We start from the raw sequence: 8,062 nt of genomic DNA on the forward strand, positions 1-8,062 counted from the left end.
CGCTGCTGCTGGCGGACGGCGCGGTACGCGTGCCCGGCGCCGGGCACCACCGGCTTGCGATATTGGGACCGGTCGAGGCGCAGCTGGCCCGCGCCGATGTGATGATCCTGGCCGGCATGAACGAGGGCAGTTGGCCAGCGCGGCCGGCGCCCGATCCGTGGCTGGCGCCGGCAATTCGCAGCGCGCTGGGCCTGCCCGGCACGGCGCGGGCGCTGGGGCTGGCGGCGCAGGATTTCGTGCGGGCGTTGGGCGCGCCCGAAGTCTTGCTGACCCGCGCGCGCCGCGACGCATCGGGGCCGAAAATCGCTTCACGGCTGTGGCTCAGGCTCGATGCCTATGCCGGCGGCCTGCAGGGGCGCGATGACCTGATCGCATTGGCGCGGGCGCTGGACCGGAACAATGCGGCACCGATTATCCCGCAGCGCCCGGCGCCGGCGCCGCCACTGGCGCTGCGACCGCGCCAATTGTCGATCACCGATATCGACACGCTGATCAACGATCCTTTTGCCTTTCACGCCAAGGCGATTCTGCGCCTGCGCCCGCTGGAAGCGCTGGAGCTTGATCCGACAGCGGCCCAGCGCGGCCAGATCATCCATGGGGTCATGGAGGCATGGATCAAGCAGGGCCATGGCACGCCCGATCAACTGGCGCTCATCGCGGCTGAACGGCTGACCACCGAAGCGGCGCATTTTCCGCTGTTGCGCGCCCTGTGGCTGCCGCGCGCCCAGAACGCCATCACATGGGCCGGCGTGCAGGTGCTGGCCCGCGAGGGCGAATGGCCGCAGATGTGGGCCGAAGCTGCGGGCAGCCTGATTCTGTCCAACGGCGTCACGCTGCGCGGGCGGCTCGACCGGGTCGACATCAGCGCCGATGGCCGGCTGGCCATCACCGACTACAAGACCGGCAAGCCGCCCAGCGCGAAACGGGTGCGCGGGCTTGAGGCGAACCAACTTGCGCTGGGGCTGGCGATTGCTGCGGCTGGCCGGCTGGCGACGGAAAAAGATGCGCTGCCAAAGGGGCGGCCCGACGACATGAGCTATTGGCAGCTGGGGGGTGGTCAGGACAAGCCCGGCGAGATCTTCCGCGTGCTGTTCCACGGCGACAAGCAGCAAATCACTGCCGAGGAACTGGTCGACAAGGCGCTTGAAGTCGCCGTTGACCGCACCAGCCATTTCTTGCTGACCACGGCGCCGTTCCTGCCCAAATTGCGCCCGGCCCATGCTTGGGGCGACTATGACCATCTGGCGCGGGTCGCCGAATGGGCAGGTCGGCCCGCTGCAAATGGCGCGCCATCATGAACACGGCTGCAAAAGCCCTGTTGCCGTTGCGGGCCGAGCAGGCCGACGCGGCCGACCCCGCTTTCCATGCCTGGGTGGCGGCGGCGGCCGGCACCGGCAAGACGCAGGTGCTCTCGGCGCGGGTGCTGCGGCTGTTGCTGGATGGCACGCGGCCCGAAGCGATTCTGTGCCTGACCTTCACCAAGCTGGCGGCGGCCGAAATGCTCGAACGTGTCACCAGCCGGCTGGCAAGCTGGACCCGCTGCGATGACGCCGCACTGGCCAGCGACATCCGCGCCATTGGTGCCGAGCCTGACGCGGACATGCTGGCGCGGGCGCGGCAGCTGTTCCTTGACGTGCTCGACACGCCGGCCGGGCTGGCAATCGAGACCATCCATGCCTTTTGCCAGGCGCTGATCGCCAGTTTTCCCATCGAGTCGGGCGTCGCGCCGGGCTTTGTGACGCTGGATGACCGAGCCGGCCAGATGCTGCAAAGACGCGTGCTGACCGATGCGCTCCAAGCCGAGGACGACGCCGGGTTTCGCGCCGATGTGGAAGCGATCAGCCTTGCCTGCGGCGAAGGACGCATATCGGAGATTGCCAAGGCCGCCGCCAGCCATGCCGAGGCGCTGGGTGGCCTGCGTCCCGAGGGCGCACTGACGATGCTGCGGCGGGGCTTTGGCCTTGCTGCCGATGCTGTGCCCGAAGCGGTGCTCGCGGAGCGTATGGCGGATATCGATGATGCCCGGCTGGCGCGCATTGCCGCGATGCTGGCGGCTGGCGGCAAACGCGCTTTTGAACGGCTTGACCCGTTGGCGAAGTGGCGGGGATCGCCGACTGCCGACAACGTTGACTATCTGTTCGATGCGTTTCTCACCAAGGCCGGCACGGTCGCGATCAGCGCCATAACCAAGGCCAGCATCGCGTTCGATTCCGATGCTGCTGATGACTTCCTCGCCCTGGCCAAAACAGTGGCCAAAATCAAGGCCGAACAAGCGCTGTTCGCAGCCGCAGACCTTGCCGCGCAGCATATCCGCGTGGCCATCCGGCTGGCGCGTGACTGGACCATGGCCAAGGCGCGCGGCGGCGTCATCGATTATGGCGACATGATCAGTGCGGCACGCACCTTGCTTGAGGGCGAAGGCGCCGCAGGCTGGGTGCGCTACAAGCTGGACCAGCGCATCGACCATGTGCTCGTCGATGAAGCGCAGGATACCAATGACGATCAATGGCGGGTCGTGCAGGGCATCACGTCCGAATTCTTTTCCGGGCAGGGTGCGCGCGACTATTTCCGCAGCCAGTTCGTCGTCGGCGATTTCAAACAGTCGATCTTCGGCTTTCAGGGCGCCAACCCGCGGGTCTATGCCGCCAAGCGCGAGCATTTCGTCGCGTTGACCGCAGCCGAGCCGGGCATTTTGCGCGAACGGCCGCTGGCGACCAATTTCCGGTCCGCCGCTGCCATCCTGCGTCTTGTGGACCAAGTGATCGACGTTATCGGCGAGGAACAGTTCGACCCGCGCGGCGTGCCGGATCACTCGGCCTTTCGCGACACCGCCGGGTCAGTCACGCTATGGCCGCCGTTGATGGCCGATCCGGATGCCGTCACCGATGACCAGGATGAAGACGGCGACAATGGCAGCGACTCCGACGGGGCCGCGCCGGCCGCCGTGGAAGTCCGCATGGCCCATAAGGTCGCCGCGTCCATTGCCCGCTGGCTCGATCCCCGTGCGCCGCTGCGCCTGCCATCGACCGGGAAGCCGGTGCAACCGCAGGACATACTCGTGCTGGTGCGGCGGCGCAGCGGCTTTTCCTCGGCGCTGGTGTCGGCGCTGCATGTGCACGGCGTGCCGGTTGCCGGCGTCGACCGGCTCAAGTTGACCGATCCGTTGGCGGTCGCCGACCTGATGGCGCTGGTGCGGTTCGTTTTGCAGCCGGGCGACGACCTGACGCTGGCGGCGCTGCTGGTCTCGCCTTTTGGCGGGCTGGACCACGACCGGTTGACGGCGCTGGCCGCCGGGCGAACCGGCACGTTATGGGCTGCCGTCCTGGCCAGTGAAGACGCCGGCGTGGTTGCGGCGCGCGATTGGTTGGGCAAGGTACAGGGCCTTGGCAAGCGGCTGGCGCCCTATGAGTTTCTCGAAAGCGTGCTGTCGGGGCCTTTGATGGGGCGTCAGCGCCTGCTGGCCCGGCTGGGCGAGGAAGCGCGCGACGCCATCGACACCATGCTCGATCAGGCGCTGGCATTCGAGGCAGCGTCTGCACCAAGCCTGCAGGGCTTTCTGGCCTGGCTGACAGCCGAGGATTTCACCATCAAGCGCGATCCCGAGGCCATGAACGACGCCGTGCGCCTGATGACCGTGCACGGCGCCAAGGGCCTGCAGGCGCCGATCGTGGTGCTGGCCGACGCCTGTTATGTGCCAAAGGGCGAAACCGGCCCGTTGCCGATGGCGCTGGGTGGCGGCCTGCCGCTGCCGGTGTTCCTGCGCGGCAAGATCGCGCCCGGAAACCCGCTTGGCGATGCCATGGCCGCGCGCACCGACGATGCGCTGCGCGAACACTGCCGGCTGCTGTATGTCGCGCTGACCCGCGCCGAAGACCTGCTGTTCATTGGCGGCGCCGTTGCCAAGCCGAACAAGGAACGCCAGCCGTCCGAGAAGAGCTGGTATACCGCCATCGCCCGCGCCATGGCGGGCCTGAACGCCGTGGCCGGCAGTGATCCCGAATGGGAAGGCGCGGTGCTCACGCACGCCGAGGGCGAACCCAAGTCGGCTTCGGGGGCAGACCTCGATCCTGCACCCTCGCGCCTCCAGATCGCGCCCTGGGCCATGCGTCCGCCCGCCGAGGAAGCGCGGCCGCTGCGGCCATTGTCGCCCAGCACCATCGCCGGCGATGACATTGCCCAGCCGCCGCCGGACCCGGTGCGTGCCGCCGCCGCCCGGCGCGGCAATGCCCTGCACCGCCTGTTTGAATTGCTGCCCGATGTGCCGCCGGATCGCCGCCGCGAAGCCGGCCTGGGCTGGGCGCGTGCCAATGTGCCCGAATTCGATGGCGACGCCTTGGTGGCAACTGTGTTGGCCGTGCTGGACGACCCGGCGTTTGCCGAAGTGTTCGCGCCCGGCGCGCTGACCGAGGCGCCGGTGGCGGCCATGGTCGGCGAAATGGTCATCGCCGGCAGTGTCGATCGGCTGCTGGTCGGCGATGACGCGGTCATGGTGGTGGATTTCAAGACCGGCCGCCGCGTGCCGGACAGCGCCGATGACGTGCCCGTTTTTCATCTGCGGCAGATGGCAGCCTATGCCGCTGCGCTTGCGGTGGTGTTTCCGGGCCGGCGCATCCGTGCGGCGTTGCTGTTTACGCAAGGGCCGCGCCTTATCGATTTGCCTGATGCCCTGCTGGCGCTTCATCATCCCGGGGCCGCGCTGTCATTGCAGAGCGAAGCCGGCACGCCTATCTTGGCACCATAGCCACCCCCAAGGGACCAGATATCATGACCAAAGCCGTAACCGATGCCAGCTTCCACGCCGATGTGATCGCGGCTGACACGCCCGTTCTCGTCGATTTCTGGGCGGAATGGTGCGGTCCGTGCCGCATGATCGCCCCGGCGCTCGAAGAACTGAACAACGAAATGGCCGGCGTCGAGATCGTCAAGGTCAACATCGATGAAAACCCCGACGCACCGGGGCGCTATGGCGTCATGTCGATCCCGACGATGATCCTGTTCAAGAACGGCCAGCCGGTCGCCAAGCAGGTCGGCGCCGCGCCCAAGGGCCAGCTCCGGACCTGGCTGGAAGGCGCGCTCGCCTGATCGGACCTGGGTGCCGCCGGTCTCAGGCCGGCGTCACCACCTGACCCAGACGCGGGAAATGCACATGCACGGTCCCGCCGGGTATCTCTCGCGCCAGAATGATACCGCCGGCATCGCAGCGCAGCAGTGCGCCGGTGGTCGCCTCGTCATGCGTGCCTTCCTGCCGCACGGCTGCGGTCATGCCGGCCACAAATGGCCCGGCAACCGTTCCCGAGATGGCACGCGGCGGCTGGGCCAGCGCTGCAGCCAGTGCATCTGGGCCGCTCATCTCGCGGCGGGTGCCCCGGCCGGATGCGGCCCCGAATGCTGCCATGCGCCCGAACCAGTCGCCAACACCGGCAAAGGCCAGCATGGCATCGGCACTGCGCGCCGCAAAGGGCACACCCTTCACGAACCACAGATTGGCATAAAGCGCGCAGTCCCCGGCGCCCGGTGCATCACCGCCGATGAACGCCCGCCCATCGGCCAGCGTGTCCGACAGCCATGATGCTGCCACTTCGGCCTGGCCGGCCAGATGCGGTGCCGCCCGGCCGAGCGCGGCCATGTCGAGGCCGAACCGGGCTTGGCGGTCACGGATGAAATCCTCGCCCATCGCGCCGGGCGGCATCGGCCCCAGCGCGGCGCCGACATGGGCCATGAACTGCGGCCCGCCCGCCCAATTGGCCACAAGGCGGTGCAGGCTGCCCAGCGGCAAAGGATACAGCGAGGGACCGGGCAGCGCCTCAAGGGCCGGCAGGATAGCGCCAGTATCGCAATAAATGTCGGCGCCAAGCTGCACCATCGGCGTGCGGGCATAGGCGCCGGTCAACGCCGTCTGGTCAGGCTTGGGCAACACGCGGGGCACGATGACGCTGCCCCACTCCAGACCCTTGATTCCCAGTGCGATCCTGACCAGCTCGGCAAAGGGCGATGCTTCGTAATGGAACAGGATTGGCGTCATCTTGATAACTCCCGAAGCCGGACCACGCCGCTAGCTGCGATAATCGGCGTTGATGCTGATGTAGCCATGCGTCAAGTCGCAGGTCCACACCCGCGCCCGGCCCTCGCCAAGGCCGATATCGACGGCGATTTCCACCTGGTCGCCGGCCAGATGTGCGGCAACCGGCGCTTCATCATAGCCGGGCACCACGGCGCCGTCTGCCGCCACAAGTGTCGTGCCGAACCGGATGGACAGCCGGTCCCGGTCGGCGCGCTGCCCGGCCTTGCCGACCGCCATCACCACACGGCCCCAATTGGCGTCGCCGCCGGCAATGGCGGTTTTCACCAGCGGCGAATTGGCGATGCTCATGGCGATGGCGTGCGCGGCGGCATCATCGTCGGCGCCTGCCACGCTGACGGTGATCAGCTTGGTGGCACCTTCGCCGTCGCGCACCACCAGCAGTGCCAATTGCCGGCACAAGTCGGTCAACGCGGCGGCAAAGGCATCGGCGCCGGCCGAATCGCGGCTCGCCAGTTCCGTGTTACCGGCGGCGCCGGTGGCAAAGGCCAGCACCGTGTCCGAGGTCGAGGTGTCGCTGTCGACCGTGATGGCGTTGAAGGTCCTTGCCGCCGATTCGGTCAGCATCTGCTGCAACAATGGCGGCGCGACGGCAGCGTCGGTGAACACAAACCCCAGCATCGTCGCCATGTCGGGTGCGATCATGCCGCTGCCCTTGACGATTCCCAGCAACGTGACGGCCGTGTCGCCAATCATCGCCTTGACGATAGCGGCCTTGGGGAAAGTGTCTGTGGTGCCGATGGCCATTGTCGCAGCCAGCCAGTCAGCGGTGCCCAGCGCGGCATGTGCGGCCGCGATTCCCGCCAGCGCCTTGTCGTGCGGCAGTGGCACCCCGATCACGCCGGTCGAGGCGCTGAACACCATGTCTGCCGGGCAACCCAGCAGGTCGGCCAGACGTTCCGACTGGGCCAGTGCCACGGTGCGGCCGGCGGCGCCGGTAAAGGCGTTGGAATTGCCGGCATTGACCAGCAGCGCCCGCGCCCTGCCGCCCGGCAGCCGGAAACGGCACAACTCGACCTCGGGCGAGGGACACAGCGAGCGCGTGGTCACTCCGGCCACCGCCGTGCCGGGCGCCAGTACGAACAGCGAGACATCATCCCGTGTCCATGGCTTATAGCCGGCGCAGGCGGTGCCGATGGTCACGCCGGCAATGGCCGGCAGGGCGGGAAAGGGCAGGGCGAGCGGCGAGATGGTCATGGCGGACACTATTGCCGTCAGCAGGCTGGCCAAGTCCAGAGGCCGGGCGCCGGGCGACGCGATTTGTCGTGTCTGAAAAGGTTGACTTGGACCACACCGGCTTCTATGCGCGTCTCTCTTTTGCGGCCCGGCTTTTCGGCGGTGCTGCCGAACCGGATATAGAACAATGAAGCGCACTTATCAGCCATCCAAGCTCGTCCGCGCCCGTCGCCACGGCTTTCGTTCACGCATGGCGACCGTTGGTGGCCGCAAGGTCATCCAGGCCCGCCGCTCGCGTGGCCGCAAGAAGCTGTCGGCGTAGCAGCTGATGTCCGGGCCGGAGACAATCCGGCTGCGGCGAGACTATCTCGCTGCAAACAAGGGCCGGCGGGTCGTTACCGCCGGCTTTGTGTTGCTCGTCAACCATCGCCGCGACAGTGATTCGGCGATTCGCGCCGGCTTCACGGTCACCAAGAAAATCGGCGGCGCCGTCGTTCGCAACCGCATGAAGCGCCGGTTTCGTGCGCTGGCCCGCGAACTTCTGCTGGATTTGGGCGTCGCAGGCGCCGACCATGTGCTGATCGGCCGCGACGGCGGCGTGACGCGCGATTATGCGCTGCTGCGGGCTGATCTGGAAAAAGCCCTGGGCAAGGCCCATCTACCCCCGAGATGAGCATGACCCGCGCATTATTGATCTGGCCGATTCGGCTTTGGCAAGCGAGCTTTTCGGCAGTGATGCCGCCGACCTGCCGCTTTTCACCCAGCTGTTCGGCCTATGCCATCGAGGCGATTTCGCGCCACGGACCC

Annotated in this window: 8 protein-coding genes; 6 read left to right on the top strand and 2 right to left on the bottom strand. The window is 67.5% G+C overall.

Annotation, left to right across the window (positions count from 1 at the left end):
* From RMQ73_RS06355 to trxA, 3 genes are all read left to right on the top strand, one after another.
* The coding region (locus RMQ73_RS06355) for a PD-(D/E)XK nuclease family protein (RefSeq protein WP_310497244.1) at positions 1-1,298 on the top strand (1,298 nt) is incomplete at its 5' end.
* Positions 1,295-4,741, top strand: coding sequence for a double-strand break repair helicase AddA (addA, locus tag RMQ73_RS06360; RefSeq protein WP_310497246.1), 3,447 nt, complete (start codon positions 1,295-1,297; stop codon positions 4,739-4,741). The genes RMQ73_RS06355 and addA, both read left to right, overlap by 4 nt.
* 20 nt (positions 4,742-4,761) lie before the next feature.
* A complete protein-coding gene (gene trxA, locus RMQ73_RS06365; protein ID WP_310497250.1) occupies positions 4,762-5,082 on the top strand; it encodes a thioredoxin in 321 nt (106 codons plus the stop codon).
* Between the two features lie 22 nt (positions 5,083-5,104).
* On the opposite strand, the gene RMQ73_RS06370 is transcribed toward trxA, so the two are convergent.
* Both RMQ73_RS06370 and argJ read right to left on the bottom strand, forming a co-directional pair.
* Positions 5,105-6,022 (bottom strand): glutathione S-transferase family protein, encoded by a 918-nt coding sequence (locus RMQ73_RS06370; protein WP_310497247.1) that lies wholly within the window; start codon positions 6,020-6,022, stop codon positions 5,105-5,107.
* Between the two features lie 30 nt (positions 6,023-6,052).
* Positions 6,053-7,276, bottom strand: a complete 1,224-nt coding sequence (argJ, locus tag RMQ73_RS06375; protein WP_310497248.1) for a bifunctional glutamate N-acetyltransferase/amino-acid acetyltransferase ArgJ — start codon at positions 7,274-7,276, stop codon at positions 6,053-6,055.
* A gap of 166 nt (positions 7,277-7,442) precedes the next feature.
* Here argJ and rpmH point away from each other — a divergent pair, with 166 nt between their 5' ends.
* The 3 genes from rpmH to yidD all read left to right on the top strand — a co-directional run.
* Positions 7,443-7,577 (top strand): 50S ribosomal protein L34, encoded by a 135-nt coding sequence (rpmH, locus tag RMQ73_RS06380; protein ID WP_310497249.1) that lies wholly within the window; start codon positions 7,443-7,445, stop codon positions 7,575-7,577.
* A gap of 6 nt (positions 7,578-7,583) precedes the next feature.
* A complete protein-coding gene (gene rnpA / locus RMQ73_RS06385) occupies positions 7,584-7,928 on the top strand; it encodes a ribonuclease P protein component (RefSeq protein WP_409049841.1) in 345 nt (114 codons plus the stop codon).
* Positions 7,929-7,930: 2 nt separating this feature from the next.
* On the top strand, positions 7,931-8,062 hold a 132-nt coding region (yidD, locus tag RMQ73_RS06390; protein WP_310497252.1), incomplete at its 3' end, for a membrane protein insertion efficiency factor YidD.

Origin of the sequence: Sandarakinorhabdus sp. (genome assembly GCF_031430775.1) — a bacterium.
In the GTDB taxonomy this organism is placed as follows: domain Bacteria; phylum Pseudomonadota; class Alphaproteobacteria; order Sphingomonadales; family Sphingomonadaceae; genus Sandarakinorhabdus.

Bases quoted from the DNA above. Each gene is read 5' to 3' on its own strand.
- addA (WP_310497246.1), top strand. From the start codon at position 1,295: ATGAACACGGCTGCAAAAGCCCTGTTGCCGTTGCGGGCCGAGCAGGCC.
- RMQ73_RS06370 (WP_310497247.1), bottom strand. From the start codon at position 6,022: ATGACGCCAATCCTGTTCCATTACGAAGCATCGCCCTTTGCCGAGCTG.
- argJ (WP_310497248.1), bottom strand. From the start codon at position 7,276: ATGACCATCTCGCCGCTCGCCCTGCCCTTTCCCGCCCTGCCGGCCATT.
- rpmH (WP_310497249.1), top strand. From the start codon at position 7,443: ATGAAGCGCACTTATCAGCCATCCAAGCTCGTCCGCGCCCGTCGCCAC.
- rnpA (WP_409049841.1), top strand. From the start codon at position 7,584: ATGTCCGGGCCGGAGACAATCCGGCTGCGGCGAGACTATCTCGCTGCA.